Here is a 16602-nt window from a genome sequence, read left to right as displayed (position 1 = left end):
TGATGGATCCCGAGACGACCTGCGGTCGCCCAGGATGACGGCGTGTTTGGACACGAATCCATCAAGCGCCAATGCGTTCAAACGCCCTCGGTCAATTCGTCGAGGTCGAGCGTCGAGCGCTGGCCGATGTGATCCTTATGCGTCCGGTAGAACAGCTCGGCCGATTGCCGCCCTTCCGCCCGCAGCATCGTCAGGAATTCCCATTCCGCATTGAGCTTCGAGGAGTAGCCGAGCTCGGCCATCCTGTCGCTGGTGATGCGGTGGACCCGCATCCCGGCCCAGCGCGCGCCCTCGCCGTCCTTCGGATTGGCATTGTTGCGCAGCATCGCCATCATCCTGAGTTCCTTGAGCAGCACGCCATTGAACGACACCTCGTTCAGCCGGTTGAGGATGTCGCGCGCCGTCGTCGGTGTGCCCGGCCGCTCGACCGGGTTGATCTGGACCAGGATCGTGTCGAGCGCACTGCTCTCGCGGATCAGCGGCGTCATCGTCGGGTTGCCGGAGTAGCCGCCGTCCCAATAGCTCTCGCCGTCGATCTCGATCGCCTGGAACAGCGTCGGCAGGCAGGCCGAGGCGAGCAGCACCTGCGGCGTGATCTCGGCGTTGCGGAAGACGCGGCCGCGCCCGGTGCGGACATTGGTGGCCGTGACGAAGAGCTTGATCGGGCCGGCCGCCAGCGCCTCGAAATCGATCACCTCCGTCAGGATGTCGGCCAGCGGGTTTGAGCCGCCGGGGTTGAGGCTATAGGGCGAGACGACGCGGGACATCAGGTCCATCGCGACGAAGAGCGGCGAATTGTCGAGCGTCCAGCGCCCGAGCAGGATGTCGAGCGGGCTGCGCTGGAACGGGCTGAACCGCGCCGCCTCCGAGGTCTTGCGCCAGAATGCCTCCAGCGCCAGCCTCGCGCCCTCCCGGCCGCCCTTGGCGAAGCCGGAGGCCAGCACGGCGGCGTTCATCGCCCCGGCCGAGGTGCCCGAGATCGCCTCGATCGTCAGCCAGTCCTCTTCGAGGATGCGGTCGAGCACGCCCCAGGTGAAGGCGCCATGCGCGCCGCCGCCCTGTAGCGCGAGATCGATGATCAGCGGCGTGCGGCCGTCGCTGCGCGTCGCAGCCGCCGCGCCCTGTTGTTCCTTTGGAGCCTTGCTCAACTCTCACCCCCTCGCATGGTCGCCGGCAGGCTCCATCATGTCGATTTCACCAGCCCCGAGAAACCCGCGACCGCCAGCAGGCTGAGAGCCCAGCCGACGATCGCCTGGAAGTAGAAGTAGTTGATCGCGATCCGGCCGGTCAGCCCGTTCGGATTCGGGCGCCAGAACGACTTCTGGCCGAGATCGAGAACGGGCAGCAGCGTATCCAGCGAATAGAACCACGGGTTGAAGGCGGGGTAGCTCGAAGCCTCCCCTTGCTCGCGATAGCAGTCGAGTTGCGTCTGTCCCGGCGCGGCCCGCCCACTCATCGGCTGCGGCGGCGCGCCGACGAGGCGTTGCTCGGCAGCCGTGACGCCGCAGAGCGTCCATTCCGGCGAGCGCAGCACGACGGCGCTGTTGGGCTTGAAGGCCCCTGCGGCCTCCGCTACGCCGAAGACGGCGACGCCGGTGACCCAGAACAGCGTTAGCCAGAGAAAGGCCAGGAGCGGCTGGCGGCCATAGCGGACGGTCACGGCGAGGAAATTGTCGTTCAGCCGCAGCAGGGCGCGCCAGAGCGGGTTGCGAGCGCGCTGCCGCCGAGCACGCCGCTGCAGCTTCTCCTTCACGATCAGGACGCTGCGCGCATCCTCGCCATGGCCCATCTCGCGGAAGACAGAGGCGAGCTGCTCATAGGGCTGCGGCCAGAAATCCTCGCCCCAGCGCTCGGGGGCCTGACGGGATAGCCAGTCGAGCCGGCTTTGCGCATCGACAGGAGCGGCGATGAAGGCGCCGTAGCGGCAGCGGTTGAGCAGGAGATCGCCGGGCGCCGGCCAGCATGCGGCTTCGTCATGGATGGTGCCGACCGAGGCTCCGGTCATGGCGAGCGCGCCGCCGATCCGGGCCTCGTTGCGCAGGAAGAAGGCGCCCTTGATCTGGGCGCGGCTAAGATCGAGCGCCATCTCGCCCGGTTGCTTCAGCTCCGTGCCGCTGAGGTCGAGATCGCCGCCGATTACCGCCGCGACGAGCCGGACCTCGCCGGCAATCTCGGCCTTGCGTAGCACGACGCTGCCGCCGTTCTCGACCTCTGTCGCATCGATCGCGACGCTGTCGGCACCTTCGATGACCGCGCCGGCGCAATCGAGATCGGCCCCGATGCGGGCGCCGGCGACTGTGACGCCACCGCGCAGCGTCGCGCCCCGCAGCAGCAGGTTACGCAGCTCGATCGCCGCGGCGTCGATTGTATGCCCGCTCGGCACCCGGATCGTCGCGCCGTCGCATTCGAGGTTCCCGCCGAGGCGGGACTGGGCGATGTTGACCTCGCCCTGGATCTGCGCGCCGCGCAGATAGACGCCGCCGCGCGCTTCCAGCCGCTCGGCCTCGAGGCCGGGCAGGGACGAGCCGTCCAGGAACAGCCGGTTGATGATCGCGGCGCGCAGGACCGGCGTCGCCTCGAAATGGCAGTCGATCAACCCGATGTCGCGGAAGACGTGGCAGGCCTCGAGGTCGAGCGTCTCGCTGATCCAGGCTCCGGTGATCCGGACGCCCTTCTCATGCGGGCGACATCCCTCCTGCCCGCCCAGCATCAGGAAGCGCAGGAAGGCGGCGCGGATGACGCGGCTCGGATCAGGACTTTCGGGCCTCGTGCCGTCGCCGAGCCGGTCATAGTTGCCACTGAGCAGCCGGGCGACGACCTCCGCTTCCGCCGGCAACAGCGGCTGGAAGTCGTCGAGCCGGGCGGTCGCGAGCGCCCATTGCGCCCGCTCCCCCAAGGGCCCGGCTGCCCCGGCTCCGGTCATGTCGCGGCAGGGGCCTGCGAAGTATCGGTAGCCGTCCCGCCAGGCGCAGCCGCCGCCAGCGCCTCGCGCAGGGCCGCTTCCTTGGTCTCGTCGAAGGAGGTGCTCATCAGCGTGCCACCGCTGCCCCGCAGATCGGCCAGCACCTTGTCCGTCGTCATCTTGCGGATCAGCAGGAACAGTCCGGCTGCGCCCGGCTGGAGCGCCTCGGCCGTATCCTTCATGAACTGATCGTTGATGCCGACATCGGTCAGCCGGCCACCGAGCGCCCCCGACGCCGCTCCGAGCGCGGTGCCGAGCAGCGGCGCCATGAAGATGAAGCCGATCAGCGTGCCCCAGAGCGCGCCCGAGGCCGCGCCGGTCGTGGTCAGGTTCATCAGCTGGTTCAGCTTGATGTGTCCGGCCTGGTCCTTGACCACGACGACGGCGTCGCCGAGTTCGATCAGGTATTCGCGCTGCATCGCGAGCACCTTCTTGCGGACCTCCTCGGCCGTTTCCTCGGTCGGGAATGCGATGAAGACCAGATCGCTCATGTTCTCGGCTCCTTCGGTTGAGGTTTCGGCAGTCTTCGCGGGCACTGGCCCGCTTCTTGATCCGGTCAGCCCGGCGCCTTGACCGCGGCGGCTGCCGCGCTGCGCGCCCCCGCCGCCGGCAGCGGCGCCACCTTCTGGCCGGGATGCAGCGCCTGGACGCCGCCCGCGACGATGGTGTCGCCCGCCGCGAGGCCCTGCGAGACGATGACGTGGTCGGGGTCGAAACGCAGGATGTCGATCGGGCGCAGGCTGACGGTCGATGTGGCGGGATCGACGATCCAGACCGCCGGCGAGGTGCCGGACTGGGTCAGGGCCGTCGCGGGGATCGACATGATCACGGCGGATGCGGTCTCGATCGACCCCACCACCGTCGAGCCCAGCCGCATCGCCTCCGGCGGGTCCTGCAGCCCGACCCTGACCTGGAAGGTTCGCGTCACCGGATCAGCCTGCGGCGAGACCTCGCGAATCCGCCCGACGGCGCTGACGCCGGGCGCCTCCGCCAGCGTCACCCGGACGAGCTGCTCGCCGGCCTTCGCTTCCAAAAGCCTGGCCGGCACGCTGAAGACGGCATCGCGGCCATCCTCGCGCGCGATCTGCACGATCGCCTGCCCGGGCTGCACAACCTCGCCGGGCTCGGCGCTGCGCACCGTCACCACGCCGCCGACACCGGCGCGCAGATCGGTGAAGCCGAGCCTGTCCTGCGCCAGATCGAGCTGGGCCTCTGCATTTTCGAGCGCGGCCTGGGCGGCTTCCTGCGCCTTCAGGGCGGCGTCGAAGCGCGGCCGGGTGGTGAAGCCCTGGCCCATCAGCCGTTCCTGCCGCTCGAAGGTGTTGCGCGCGGTCACGACCTCGCCGCGTGCCGCCTCCAGCGCGGCCCGCGCCGCGGTGACGGCATTGGTCTCGATCGTTCGGTCGAGCCGGGCGACGATCTGGCCGGGCGCGACCTTGTCGCCGACATTGACCGGGCGCTCGGTGATCCGCCCCGCGATGCGGAAGGCGAGCGACACGGTCTTCTCGGCCTGGATCTCGCCGCTGAGATCGAGACCGCCGGCGAGCTTGCTGGCCTCGACCTTGACGATCTGCACCGGGCGGCCGGCCGTTGGCGCAGCCTTCTCGGCACGGTCGCAGGCAGCGAGCGCGAGCAGGAACGCCAGGCCGAGCAACGGTTTGCCCAAGAGAGGTCGGCCGGATGCACGGCCGAACGGAGACAGACGATGCGGCCTCATGGCGTGGACGGGACGAGCGGTCATCGTGCAGTCGCTCCCGCGGTTCGAGAGGGCTTGCCCCTGGCTCTTCCCTGGCCGGTGCCCGGGCCCTTGCCGAGAGGCTGCGGCTTGTCGGCGCCAGGCGAGGCGCCGCCGAACACCGTGACATAGAGCACCGGCAGCAGGATCAGGGTCAGCACGGTCGCGACCAGCAGGCCGCCCATGATCGCGAAGGCCATCGGCCCCCAGAACACGGTCGGCGCGATCGGGATCATGCCCAGCACGGTCGAGACCGCCGTCAGCATGATCGGCCGGAAGCGCGTCGAGGCGGCGTCGAGCGCGGCGTCCGTGATGCTCTTGCCGGCTGCCCGCTCGGATTCGATCTGGCCGATCAGGATCACCGCGTTCTTGGTGATGATGCCGATCAGCGCGAGCACGCCGAGCAGCGCGACGAAGCCGAGTGGCTTGCCCGAGAGCAGCAGCGCGCCAACGACGCCGATCATGCCGAGCGGCGCGATGCTGATCACGATGGCGAAGAGCTTGAAGCTGCGCAGCTCCGCCATCAGCACCGTGAACATGATCAGCAGCATCACCGGCACGACCGCGATCACCGAGGCTTGGGAGGTCGCGCTCTCTTCGACCGTGCCGCCGGTCGCGATGTCGTAGGGGGACGGCAACGTCTTGCGCAATTCCTCGATGGCAGGCGCCAGAGCAGTGACGACGGTCTCCGGCAGCACGCCCGGCTTGATGTCGGAGGCGACCGTCAGCGTCGGCACCCGGTCGCGGCGCCAGATCAGCGGCGCGTCGAGATCGTAGCTGAAGGTGACGAATTGCGAGAGCGGCACCGAGCGCCCGCCGGGCAGCGCGACCTGCATGGTGCGCAGCGTGTCGAGCGAGATCCGGTCCGACCCTTGAGCGCGCACCACGACGTCGACGAGATAGATGTCGTCGCGCAGTTGCGTCACGACCGTGCCGGACACGACCGTGTTGACGATGCTGGCCAGCGCCGCCGAACTCAAGCCGAGCCGTCGCGCCTCGTCCTGGTCGACGCGCAACCGCAATTCGCGGGAGGGCTCGATCCAGTCGAAATTGACCTGATCGGTGTTCGCGTTCCCTGCGACGACCTGGGCGAGCTTCATCGCGATGGTGCGGACCTCGGCGATGTCTGGGCCCGTGACGCGATACTGCACGGGCCAGCCGACGGGCGGGCCGAGCTCGAGCGGATAGACGCGGGCGACGAGATTCGGGAACTCGGTGGCGAGCCGCGCCTCCAGCCGCTTCTGCAGCCGGTCGCGGGCGGCGACGTCCTTGGCGACGATCACCGCCTGGTTGAAGAAGTCGTTCGGCAATTGCGCGTTGAGCGGCAGGTAGAAGCGGATCGCGCCGCGCCCGACATAGGTGCTCCAGCGCGCGACGTCGGGGTCGTCCTTCAGCGCCGCATCGAAGCGCTGCACCAGTGCCTCGCTGGCATAGATCGAGGCGTTCTGCGGCAGCGTCATGTCGACCAGCAGCTCGGTTCGGTCCGAGGCCGGGAAGAACTGCCGCGGCACCAGCGGCAGGGCCAGGATCGAGGCCGCGAAGAGGCCGAGGGTGACGGCAATGGTCAGCCAGCGCACCCTGATCGCGCCCAAAAGCATCTGCCGGAAGCCCTTCTCGACACGCCCCGGTCCCGCCGCATTGGTGGAGCGAGCCGGCGCCTTCAAGAGCGCCATGCCGAGGACCGGAGCGAAGATCACCGCGACGAACCAGGATACGACGAGCGCGATGCTCACCACCGCAAAGAGCGAGAAGGTATACTCGCCCGCGGAGCTCGCCGCGAAGCCGATCGGCACGAAGCCTGCGATCGTCACCAGTGTGCCGGCGAACATGGCGACCGCGTATTTCTCGAAGGCGAAGGTCGCGGCCTTCTCCTTTGGATCGCCGGCCGCGAGCCGCGTCACCATCGCATCCGTCGTCGTCATCGCATCGTCGACGAGCAGCGCCAGCGCGATGATCAACGCGCCGAGCGAGATGCGCTGCATGTCGATATTGACGACGTTCATGATCGCGAAGACCACCGCGAGCGTCAGCGGGATCGCGAGCGCCACCACGAGGCCCGGACGCACGCCGAGGCTGATGAAGCTGACGACCAGGATGATCGCCACGGCCTGCCAGAGCGAGGTCATGAAATCGTCGATGGCCTCGTCAACCGTCACCGACTGGTCGGCGACCAATCGGGATTCGATGCCGACAGGCATGTCCGCCGTGATCTTGGCCATCGCGGCCTTGAGGTTGCGTCCGAGCGCCAGGATGTCGCCGCCGTCCCGCATGGCGATGCCGAGCCCGATCGCCTCCTGTCCGTTGACGCGGAACATTGGCTGCGGCGGATCGGCGAAGCCGCGCCTGACGGTCGCGATGTCGGCGAGGCGGACCATGCGGTCTCCGACCGGGAAATTGACATCGAGCAGGTCGGCCTCGGACTGGAAGGCACCGGAGACCCGCAGCGAGAAGGTCTCGTCCTGGGTCTGGACGACGCCGGCCGGCCGCACCAGATTCTGGCTCTGCAGCGCGCCGAGCAGCGCCGTGCGGTCGATCCCGAGATTGGCGAGTTCTCGCACGGAGAACTCGATGAAGACGTGTTCGTCCTGCGCGCCGATGATCTCGATCTTGGAGACGTCCGGCACCAGCAGCAGCCGCGAGCGGGCGGCCTCGACATGGTCGCGCAGCTCACGGCCGGTGAAGCCGTCGGCGGTGAAGCCGTAGATGATGCCGAAGGTGTCGCCGAAACGGTCGTTGAAGAACGGCCCTTGGGTTCCGGCCGGCAGCGTATGGCGGATGTCTGCGACCAGGTTGCGGACCTTGAACCAGGTCTCCTGCACGTCTCGCGCCGGCACCGACTGCTTCAGGTTGACGAAGATCGTCGTCCGGCCTGGCGTCGTGAAGCTGCGCACGAAGTCGAGCCCCGGCGTCTCCTCGATCTGGCGCTCCAGCCGCTCGGTGACCTGCTTGAGCGTGTCTTCCATCGTCGCGCCAGGCCATACGGCGGCGACGACCATCGACTTGATGACGAAGGAGGGATCTTCGTTGCGGCCGAGCTTGACGAAGGCGAAGATGCCGGCCGCGACCGCCACGATCATGAGATAGATCACGACCGAGCGGCTCTTCAGGGCCCATGCAGACAGGTTGAAACTCATCGTGCCTCGGCTCCGGACAGGCGCACGCGCTGCCCTTCCTTCAGGAGATTCGCGCCAGCGGTGACGACGATGTCGCCCAGCGCCAGTCCCTTGCCGACGATGGCGGTGGCGGGATCGCGCGACAAAAGTTCGAGCTTGCGCAACGAGACGGTCAGCGCGTTCGGATCGACGATCCAGACGCCGGTGTCTTGGCCGCTCTTGGCCAGAGCCGTGGCGGGGATGGCGATGCCCGAGGTCTCGCCGCCGCGGATGCTGCCGGAAACCGCGGTGCCGAGCCGGAAGGAGGGTGGCGGGTTTGTGAGCCCCACCCGGACACGGAAGGTGCGCGTCACCGGATCGGCCTGCGGCGCGACCTCGCGGACATGGCCGCGCACGCTCACGGATGGATCGCTGGAGAGCGAGACATAGACATTGGCGTCGGCGGGAATGGCGCGGATCGTCTCGGCCGGCAGCTCGAAAACGGCGTCGCGCCCGTCGCGCCGGGCGAGCTGGATGATCATGCGCCCGGCTGCGACGACCTCGGCCGGCTCGGCCCCGATCCTCGTCACGATGCCCGGTGCATCGGCCTTGAGCGTGGTGAAGGCGACGATGTCCCGCGCCGTCCGGACGCGGGCCCGCGCCGCCTCGACCTGCGCGCGTGCCGCGACGCGCCCCTGTTCGGCGGCTTCGAAATCGGCCTGGCTGGTGACGTTGCGCGCGAGCAGATGCTCCTGCCGCTGATGCTGGTTCTCGGCCTTGCGCAGAGCCCCCTCGGCGGCGGTCAGCGCCGCGCGGGCGGCGCGCAGATCGTTGAGCTCGTTCTCCGGATCGAGCCGCGCGACGACCTCGCCTTCGGCCACCGTGGCGCCGACGCCGACCAGGCGCTCGGCGAGCCGCCCCCCGATGCGGAAGGACAGCGACGCCTGGTCCTGCGCCTCGACATGGCCGGTGAAACCGAGGTCGGCGATCTGTCGCGGCGCTTCGACTGTGGTCGTGCGGACGGTGCGGACCTGCGGCTCCGGGGCCTTCTCGGCTTCGCGCTGGCAGCCGCCGACGACGAGCATTATCGCAGCGAGGCAGCCCGCGATACGGAAGTGCGCCGGCATGGCGACGCCACAGCCGTTCGTGAAGCGCGGGCCGCTCCCGCCGGAATTCCGGCCATCGGCGCCGTCATGGCGTGCTGGCTTGCGCATCAATCATTCGCTCGCATCGCGGCTGTCCCAGGCGTCGCAGCCCTGCATCACCGGATGGGTGAAACGGGCATGCGTCATCGCGCCCATTTTTCAGGCGGCTGTCGGAAGGCTAGCAACACTCCGCCGCAGCCGGATCAGCTCAGAATCCCAAAACTGGGCTGTTCATCCCATTCTCCCGCAGGCCCTCGCGACCGGCGTCGGGCCGGACGCGCAAGGCCCGCTCGCGTGCCTCGGTCGGGCTGCAGCCATATTCCCGGCGAAAGGCCCGGCTGAAGGTCGAGTGATCGCGGAAGCCGACCTGGTTGGCGATCGCATGCACCGAAACCGCTTCTCCCGGTGCCGTGAGCTCGCGCCAGGCCTGGGCCAGTCTTTCGCGGTTGATGAAATGCGCGACGCCGCCGTCGCCGTCGAGCAGGCGGTAGAGCTTCGAGCGCGACATCGCCAGCAGGCGGGCGAGCTGGGGTGGGCCGAAATCGGGCGAGGCCATGTGCCGCTGCACGACGAGGCGAGTGCGCTCGACGACGCCGGAAGCGCTGCAGGGCACGGAGGGCGCGACATGCGCACTTTCCGGGACGGTGCAGGCGGCGACCAGCGCGCGGGCCGCGACCGCCAGCAGGCTCGCTCGATCATCTGGAATATGGTCGAGCTGTGTCGCGAGCTGCCGCATGAAATGCGCCAGGAGGGCGCCGGAGCCCGCAGCGGTGTCAATCCGGCGTACAGGCGGGGCCGCCTCCGGCGCCCTGCCGTGGAATGCGTCGATGGGCAGAAACAGCGTGAGCACCTCGCAGTCCTGGCCAGGGTGATGGTGTGGCCATGCGAGCGCTGGCATCGCGAGATCAGCGCGCGTCGTCGACACGATCAGTGTCGATGGCCCGTGCTCGTCGTCGGTGCGAAGCAGGGCGACGCTACCATGGCGCCGGGTGTGGCGTGGCTGTCGCGGCCAGGGTCCGTACTGCCCGGCGCGACGCACCTCGCGGATCAGGGTGAGATCGCCGAGGCGCCATTCCGAAAGGGGCCCCGGGCGCTCGTCCGCGATCCTCGGGGCAGGACGCGGGGCGAGCATTGCGGAGGTGGCGAGAATCCACTCGTCGATCCGATGGCCGGGATTGCCTTGCTGGATCGTGACCGAAGGGAAAAGACTTCCCGATAGTTGTTGTCGCGGGACGCTTGCGTGAGTTGACATAGTCTCCTCCGTCGGCTGCATCTCATCAAGTCTAGATCAAAAAATCGTGCTGCTGTTACCAAAAATAGAGATCGTATTTGTTGTGATACTCGGCCTTGATTTCGATCAATATCGTTCTTGTATTCGGTTCAATTGCGGAACGGCGTCTCCTATCTGGCGGTGGTGGCCGCGTCGAAGACGCGGATCGGGGCGGAGATCAGCAGGCCGGCTGCCGAGCCGAGCGTCTCCACCGCCATCGACGTGCCTGTCACGTCCGAATCGGTGATGACCTGGCCTTCGAGCAACCTGTTCCCGATCAGCCGGACGATTTCGGGGCTGGACGCGTAGGTGTCGTGGTTGATGCGGTCGTTCGCGCGGACGGCGCTGATGTCGATTACGGTGATGCCGCTGAGGCCGCCCAGTTGTTCCTGGTATTCCTCGCGGGACAGGTCGATCGCGCCCAGCCGCGTCGCGCCGCGGGCAATGAACTGCGAGAGCTGCAACGCCCGGTCCTGCTGCGAGGCGAAGATCGTGATCTGCGGGCGGCGCTGCCCCATCTCCTCGACCTGGCGCCGGAAGACGCCGATATCGAGATCGGGCGATGCCAGGATCAGATTGCCGATCTTGGGCGGGATGCCTCCCTTCTTCAGGGCGACATGCTTCAGCGCCTCGACCGCGACCCAGGCGCCCATCGAATGCGCGAGGACGACGACCTCGCCGACGGCGGGGCTGCTCGCCGCCATCAACAGGAGGTCGGCGAGATCGGAGCGCGAAAACGACGCGTTGTCGAGATCCAGCCTGTAGTCGAACAACTGCCCGCGGGACGGCCACGAGAACAGAACCGGCGCCGCCTTCGCATCCGCATCATGGGCGAGCTGGGCGAAGCGGAACACCGCGCGGTCGAACTGGGTGTTGAAGCCGTGGACGAAGACGAAAGCCCGGCGCTTGCGCCCGCCGGCGGAAGCGAACCAGCGCGGCAGCTCGGCCCGGCTCAGCGCCCTGGCCGAGCTGACGGTGAAATCCGTGGCAGGATTGCCGGGAACGGCGCGAGGCAGCTGGATCGTGCCGGCGTCCCGGCCGGGCGGGATCGAGACGACGATGTTGCTGAAGGAGACGCCTCGGCCGCGATCGCCGCTGTAGAGAACGCCCGGTTCCGCGGATGCCGCGCGCGTCGTCGCGGTAAGCATGTCGACCTTTTCGGCGCCGGGAACCGACGCAACGGGCTGCAGCAATCCGCTGGGCGTCGAGGCGCAGGCCGCCAGCAGCAAAGCTAAGGCTGTCGGCAGGCTCAGGCGCGATGCCGCTCTCGCGCCGATCCTCATCAGCCGGCCCGTCGATGACGCACGGCGCGAGCCGGCGCGCGGCGGCCTTGTAGGACCCTGCTGCATTCACATGCGCGCATCAGCGCTAGCTCCGAAGTCGTCCCGGATGGGACAGCCAGATCGGAGCCCCCTCCGAAGATGCTGGCAGGATAATGAAGCGCCGTCTCGGCAGCAAGCAGACACGGCGCGGGGGTACCCCTTGGGAGGCTGCACCGGGCCTGCCGCATTCCCGCCAAGTTTGGGACAGCCGGCCCAAGCTTTGGGATTCTGTGCAGATGCTCTCCGGGCACAGGCTACTAAGTTCGGCGGAACATCTCCGCTGCGATCACTTCGCGGCGGCTTGTTCGTTTCGCGCCGGGCGTCGTCCCGGCCTGAGGGGAGGCCGAGATGTCCACCATTGAAAGCACCGCTCCGAAGACGGCGATGCAGCGCTTCCTCGACGGTGTCGAGAAGGTCGGCAACATGGTGCCGCACCCGGTCGTGATCTTCCTGATCCTGATCGGCATCGTGATCGTGCTTTCGGCCGTGCTCAGTATCTTTGGCGCGGCCGTCACATTCGAGCGCATCAATCCCGACACCCACAAGGTCGAGACGGCGACGACGGCAATCCGCAGCCTGCTCAATGTCGAAGGCATCCGCTTCATCTATTCGTCGCTGATCCCGAACTTCATGAGCTTCACCGCGGTCGGGCTGATGATCGTCGCGATGATCGGCGCCGGCGTCGCCGAGGAATCCGGGCTGGTCACGGCGCTGATCCGCAAGCTCGTGATCGTCTCGCCGCACTGGGCGCTGACCTACATCCTCGCCTTCGTCGGCATCCTCGCCAGCATCGCAGCGGATGCCGGTTACCTTGTGCTGATCCCGCTGGCGGGCATCGCCTACCTCGCGGTCGGTCGCAATCCGCTGGCCGGCCTCGCGCTCGGCTTCGCGGCCGTGGCGGGCGCCTTCACCGTCAACATGCTGATCAAGCCGCTCGATGCGGTCCTGGTCGAGTTTACCAACGACGCCGCCCATCTCGTCGACCCCAACCGCTCGATCGGGCTGGCCTCGAATGTCTGGTTCTCGATCGCTTCGGTCCTGTTCCTGACGGTCATCATCGCCTTCATCACCGACAAGATGATCGCGCCGCGGCTCGGCCCCTACGATCCCAAGCTCGCCGCCGAAGGCACGACAACAGAGCAGAGCACCGTTCTGTCCGATCAGGAATCGCGCGGCCTGCGCTTCGCGGGTTTCGGCCTGCTCGGCCTCATCGCCGTCTTCCTGCTGCTCACCCTTCCGTCGGGAGCCCCGCTGCGCAATCCCGTTTCGGGAGAATTGATCGGCAACTCGCCCTTCATGAACGGGTTGATCGCGCTGATCATGCTGATGTTCCTGACCACCGGCTGGTGCTACGGCATCGGCGCGGGCACGCTCAGGACGTTGACCGAGGTCATCGCGGCGATCGAGAAGTCGATCAAGAATCTCGGCGGCACGATCTTCCTGTTCTTCGTGCTCAGCCAGTTCGTCGCCTATTTCACCTATACCAACATGGGCACCGTGATGGCGCTCAGCCTCTCGGGCGTGCTGCAATCAGCCAATATCGGCGCGCTGCCGCTGCTGCTCGGCTTCATCGTCGTCGTCGCCATCATCGATCTGCTGCTGACCGGCGCCATTGCGAAATGGGCGATCTTCGCGCCGGTCTTCGTGCCGCTGCTGATGAAGCTCGGCGTCGAACCCGAGGCCGTGCTGGCGGCCTATCGCGTCGGCGATTCCCCGATGAACGCGATCACGCCGCTCAACGCCTATTTCGCCCTCGTGGTCGGCTTCGCCCAGAAATACGACCGCAACGCCGGCGTCGGCACCATCGTCTCGCTGATGCTGCCCTATGTCGTCTGGATGTTCGTGCTGTGGACCGCGCTCTTCGCGGTCTGGAAGATGCTCGGCCTGCCCTGGGGGCTTTGAGCGGCCGCGCCGATCCTGCCAACCCGGCCTGCCGCCACGGGCGGGCCAAGACTCGAATGCAGCCAACTGCGGATGGATGTCATGAGCACTGCCAATGTCCCGCTCGATGTCGAAGCGGCAATCGACCACCTGATGAACTTCCTCTCGGTCGAGGGCGTCACCGGCGAGGAGGCAGCGATCGCCGCTGCCGTCAGCGACGCACTGAAGAAGATCGGCGTGCCGGCTTCCGCGATCCGCTTCGACGACGCCAACAAGCGCATTCCGCTGCCGACGCAGACCGGCAACCTGATCGTCGAGCTGCCGGGTACCAAGCCCGGCCCGCGCCTGCTGTTCTCGACCCATCTCGACACCGTGCCGCTCTGCGCCGGCGCCAAGCCGAAGCGCGAGGGCAACCGCATCGTCTCCGACGGCACGACCGCGCTCGGCGGCGATGCCCGCACGGGCGTGGCGCTGCTCGTCGTGCTGGCCGAGACGCTGATCAAGAACAAGCTGCCCCATCCGCCGATCACGCTGCTGTTCACGGTGCGTGAGGAAAGCGGGCTGCACGGCGCCCGCGAGCTCGACCCCAAGGAGCTCAAGGAGCCGGCCATGTGCATCAATGTCGATGGCCAGCTCGCTTCCGAGCTGATCATCGGCGCGGTCGGGCAGGAGAACTGGGAAGTCGAGATCAAGGGCCGCGCCTCCCATGCCGGCGTTGCGCCCGACAAGGGCATCTCGGCGACGCTGGTCGGCGCGATCGGCCTCGCCGAGGCCAAGGCGGCCGGCTGGTTCGGCAAGGTCGTCAAGGGCGACGAGTTCGGCACCAGCAACATCGGCATCTTCGGCGGCAAGAACGGCAAGCCGGCGGGCGACGCCACGAACGTCGTCACCGACTACGCCTTCCTCAAGGGCGAGGCGCGCAGCCCCGAGCTGAGCTTCGCCACCAAGATCGTCGATGGCTACGAGGCGGCCTTTGCCAAGGCCAAGGCCGCGGTGACCGACCATGAAGGCGACACCGCCGAGGTCACCTTCCGCCGCGCGGCGGCCTATCCGCCCTTCCGGCTCGGCGAGGATACGCAGGTGGTGAAGCGCGCCACCAAGGCGCTCGGGCTGCTCGGCCTGGAGCCGACCTATATTTTCTCGAATGGCGGGCTCGACGCCAACTGGCTCGACAAGGCCGGTGTCCCGACGATCACCATCGGCGCGGGCCAGGCCGAGATCCACACCATCAAGGAATTCGTCAAGCTCGACGAATATGAGAAGGGCTGCCGGCTCGGCATCCTGATGGCGACGCTCGAGGACTGAGGTCCTCGGGAAAGTAGCGATGGCCGATATGGGCCCAACAAGGAGCTGACGCGTGAGCCCGATCGCCTATACCGGCATCATCATCGCCATTGCCGTCGTTCTGTTCGTCACCAACAAGGTGCCCGTCGTGATCGTCGCGATCGGCACCTCGCTGGCGCTCTGGGCGACGGGCGTGCTGACCCTGCCGCAGGCGCTGAGCGGCTTCGGCGATCCGGCCGTGATCTTCATTGCCTCGCTCTTCGTTGTCAGCTCGGGTCTGGAGGTGACCGGCGTCACGGCCTGGGCGGGCCAGCTCCTGATCAAGGGCGCGGGCGAGGAAAGCCGGGCGCGGCTCCTGCTGCTGATGATGGGGCTCGTCGCGCTCCTCGTCGCGCTGATCAGCCTCAACGGCGCGGTCGCGGCGCTGCTTCCGGTCGTCGTCGTCATCGCGGTTCGGCTCAGGCGCAATTCCTCGCAACTGCTGATGCCGCTGGTCTTCGCCGGCCATGCCGGGTCGATGCTGGCCCTCACCGGAACGCCCGTGAACGTGCTGGTCTCGGAGGCCGCAATCGATGCCGGCAAGGCCGGCTTCGGTTTCTTCGAGTTCGCGCTCGCCGGGATTCCGCTGCTCGCCGGCACGATGGCGATCATCATCCTCTTCGGCGAGAAACTGCTGCCACAGCGCAACGGCGCGACGATGCCGACCGATTTCAGCCGCCACGCCAGGACACTCGTCGAGCAATACGGCCTCGCCAGCGGCGTCTACCAGATGCGCGTGCGCACCACCTGCCCCTATATCGGCCAGCCGGCTTCCGCAGTCGACCTTTCGGCCTATCCCGGGCTGCAGTTCGTGGCGATCCAGGAAGGCGAGAGCGCCGGGCCGCTGCGCCGCGGCACGATCGCCGAGGGCGACCATATCCTGCTACGCGGCGACGCCGAGGCCGCTGCCAACTTCGCCGCGGCCCTGCATCTCGCCTTCCGGGACGAGAGCGCCGCCGCCGGTACCGGCGAGGAGACCCTGTTCAACCGCCGCTCCGGCCTCGCCGAGGTCGTCATCCCGCCGCGCTCCGGCCTGATCGGCCAGAGCGTGTTTCCGGGCATGGTGACGCAGAGCGGCGACCTGATCGTGCTGGCCGTGCAGCGCGCGGGCAGCGAGATCGCCGCCAATGCCACGAAGGACGCGGGCGGCATCGTCCTGCAGGCAGGCGACACCATGCTGCTGCAGGGCACCTGGAAGGCGCTGGACACCCATCTCGACGATCCCGACGTGCTGGTCGTCAGCTCGCCGGACCTCGTGAGGCGTCAGGCCGTGCCGATGGGGCCGGGCGCCAAGCAGGCTGTGGTGATCCTGTTCGCGATGGTCCTGCTGCTGGCGACGGGCGCGGTACCCTCCGCCGTGGCCGGCCTGCTGGCGGCCGGCGCGATCATCCTCTGCGGCATCATGAGCGTCGAGCAGTCCTATCGCGCGATCGGCTGGACGACGGTCATCCTGGTCGGCGCGATGATGCCGCTCTCGACCGCCATGATCGAAACCGGCGCCGCCAAGATGCTGGCCGATCGTCTCGTCACGATGGTCGGCGACGCCGGCCCGACGGCCCTGCTGGCCGGCCTCTTCGTCCTGACGGCGATCATGGGCCAGCTCATCAGCAACACCGCGACCGCGCTGATCATCATCCCGATCGGTATCGCGGCCGCCACCTCGATGGGCATCTCGCCGCGGCCCGTGCTGATGAGCACGGCGGTCGCTGCCGCCGCCTCCTTCCTGACGCCGATCGCGACCCCGACCAATCTCATGGTCATGGGGCCGGGCGGGTACAAGTTCAGCGACTACTGGAAGCTCGGCCTGCCGCTGATGATCTGGTTCTTCGTCGTCTCGGTCTTCATCGTGCCGCTGATCTGGCGCTTCTGAAC

At 67.8% G+C, this 16602-nt stretch carries 11 protein-coding genes; 3 read left to right on the top strand and 8 right to left on the bottom strand.

What is annotated here, in order from left to right; translation table 11 throughout:
* Positions 1–77: 77 nt before the first annotated feature.
* The 8 genes from AC1RMY_RS19410 to AC1RMY_RS19375 all read right to left on the bottom strand — a co-directional run bounded on the left by AC1RMY_RS19410 (position 78) and on the right by AC1RMY_RS19375 (position 11352).
* On the bottom strand, positions 78–1148 hold the full coding sequence (locus tag AC1RMY_RS19410) for a patatin-like phospholipase family protein (protein ID WP_492867290.1): 1071 nt from the start codon (positions 1146–1148) through the stop codon (positions 78–80).
* A 35-nt stretch (positions 1149–1183) separates the two neighbouring features.
* The gene (locus AC1RMY_RS19405) at positions 1184–2923 is read right to left on the bottom strand and encodes a hypothetical protein (protein WP_492867288.1); all 1740 of its coding nucleotides are present in this window, start codon (positions 2921–2923) and stop codon (positions 1184–1186) included.
* Positions 2920–3453 (bottom strand): DUF1269 domain-containing protein, encoded by a 534-nt coding sequence (locus tag AC1RMY_RS19400; protein WP_492867286.1) that lies wholly within the window; start codon positions 3451–3453, stop codon positions 2920–2922. Before AC1RMY_RS19400 ends, AC1RMY_RS19405 begins: the two co-directional genes overlap by 4 nt.
* Positions 3454–3518: 65 nt before the next feature.
* Positions 3519–4628, bottom strand: a complete 1110-nt coding sequence (locus AC1RMY_RS19395; RefSeq protein ID WP_492867284.1) for an efflux RND transporter periplasmic adaptor subunit — start codon at positions 4626–4628, stop codon at positions 3519–3521.
* Between the two features lie 71 nt (positions 4629–4699).
* On the bottom strand, positions 4700–7831 hold the full coding sequence (locus AC1RMY_RS19390) for an efflux RND transporter permease subunit (RefSeq protein WP_492867282.1): 3132 nt from the start codon (positions 7829–7831) through the stop codon (positions 4700–4702).
* A complete protein-coding gene (locus tag AC1RMY_RS19385; RefSeq protein ID WP_492867280.1) occupies positions 7828–9003 on the bottom strand; it encodes an efflux RND transporter periplasmic adaptor subunit in 1176 nt (391 codons plus the stop codon). The genes AC1RMY_RS19390 and AC1RMY_RS19385 overlap by 4 nt, the downstream gene beginning before the upstream one ends.
* A 139-nt stretch (positions 9004–9142) precedes the next feature.
* Positions 9143–9784 (bottom strand): helix-turn-helix transcriptional regulator, encoded by a 642-nt coding sequence (locus AC1RMY_RS19380; protein WP_492867278.1) that lies wholly within the window; start codon positions 9782–9784, stop codon positions 9143–9145.
* Positions 9785–10335: 551 nt separating this feature from the next.
* On the bottom strand, positions 10336–11352 hold the full coding sequence (locus AC1RMY_RS19375; RefSeq protein WP_492867276.1) for an alpha/beta hydrolase: 1017 nt from the start codon (positions 11350–11352) through the stop codon (positions 10336–10338).
* A 522-nt stretch (positions 11353–11874) separates the two neighbouring features.
* Between AC1RMY_RS19375 and AC1RMY_RS19370 the strand changes: the two genes are divergently transcribed.
* From AC1RMY_RS19370 to AC1RMY_RS19360, 3 genes are all read left to right on the top strand, one after another.
* A complete protein-coding gene (locus AC1RMY_RS19370; RefSeq protein ID WP_492867274.1) occupies positions 11875–13428 on the top strand; it encodes an AbgT family transporter in 1554 nt (517 codons plus the stop codon).
* Between the two features lie 72 nt (positions 13429–13500).
* On the top strand, positions 13501–14712 hold the full coding sequence (locus AC1RMY_RS19365) for a M20/M25/M40 family metallo-hydrolase (protein WP_492867273.1): 1212 nt from the start codon (positions 13501–13503) through the stop codon (positions 14710–14712).
* 52 nt (positions 14713–14764) lie between these two features.
* Positions 14765–16600, top strand: coding sequence for an SLC13 family permease (locus AC1RMY_RS19360; RefSeq protein ID WP_492867271.1), 1836 nt, complete (start codon positions 14765–14767; stop codon positions 16598–16600).
* Positions 16601–16602: the final 2 nt, after the last annotated feature.

This window comes from Allobosea sp. GW822-FHT03F07 (genome assembly GCF_058801345.1).
The sequence above is the reverse complement of the archived record's forward strand: the minus strand, read 5'-3'. Positions and strand labels throughout refer to the sequence as shown.